The organism is Brevibacterium casei CIP 102111 (assembly GCF_900169275.1).
Classification (GTDB): Bacteria; Actinomycetota; Actinomycetes; order Actinomycetales; family Brevibacteriaceae; genus Brevibacterium; species Brevibacterium casei.
In genome coordinates this window covers 1-1,046 of the sequence record NZ_FXZC01000024.1, presented here as the reverse complement: position 1 = coordinate 1,046, position 1,046 = coordinate 1, and the positions used below count along the sequence as shown (strand labels likewise).

Here is a 1,046-nt window from a genome sequence, read left to right as displayed (position 1 = left end):
GGGCGTTGAAGGCGAGGACGTAGGGAAAGAGTGTAGATCTCGGTGGTGGACGAATCATTAAAAAAAAGAACTTTGGCCGTGCTTCTCGTCATTGCCCTGACACCGGTGGCATTCGGCGATGAGAACTACATCATGCGAGTGATCACAGTCGGTCTGTGCTCGGCGATCGCGGTCTACGGGCTGAACATCATCCTCGGCTTCACAGGGCAGCTGTCTCTCGCCCCGGGCGGCTTCTTCGGCATCGGAGCATACGCAGTCGGCTTGCTGACGACCGATTTCGACTGGTCGTTCTGGCAGGCTTTCCTCGTCGGTGTGGTCGGCACTTCTGCCATCGGCTATCTGTCCGGACTGATCGCCCTGCGCACGAAGGACGAGTACTTCGCCATCTTCACGATGGCCATCGGCTTCATCATCTATCTTACCATCAGCCGATGGGAATCGGTGACTCACGCCCATTCCGGAGTCAACAATGTGAAGTTCCCCGAGGCTGGGGATCTGATCGATTTCAGCAACCCGACGGCGATGTTCTATCTCGTCTTCATCATCCTTCTGGCCTGCGTCTACGTCACGTATGCGATCCGTCGCTCCAGCGTTGGTCGCACACTGCTGACGATTCGAACCAGCGAGGACCTTGCCGACGCGATCGGCGTGAATGTGGGGCTGAGCAAGCAGCTCGCCTTCGCTGCGTCAGCCTTCTTCGGCGGCATCGGCGGCGGCCTCTATGCCTCCGTCGTCGGTTTCATCGGCCCCGATGCTGCGACCGTGGACAAGACATTCGAGTTTCTGATGTTCATCCCGCGCGGAGGCATGGGCACCGTGGCCGGGTTCATCGACAAACGAGCGCGAAAGCGACGAACCGGCTCCGCTCGCAAGGACGGCTCAACTCCTGCCGGCACTCCGAGCAGCGCTGACGCTGCCGGTCACCGAGGAGCTCCCGCCGACACCATCACCACGACCGAGGAGAAGAAGTGACGCTGCTCGAAATCAGAGGCCTCGGGAAACGCTTCGGCGGACTTGATGCCGTGAAGAATGTCGACCTCGATGTG

At 59.8% G+C, this 1,046-nt stretch carries 1 protein-coding gene; it reads left to right on the top strand.

Annotated elements, in window-relative coordinates; translation table 11 throughout:
* Positions 1-45: 45 nt before the first annotated feature.
* Positions 46-972, top strand: coding sequence for a branched-chain amino acid ABC transporter permease (locus BC102111_RS18280; RefSeq protein ID WP_257957756.1), 927 nt, complete (start codon positions 46-48; stop codon positions 970-972).
* Positions 973-1,046: the final 74 nt, after the last annotated feature.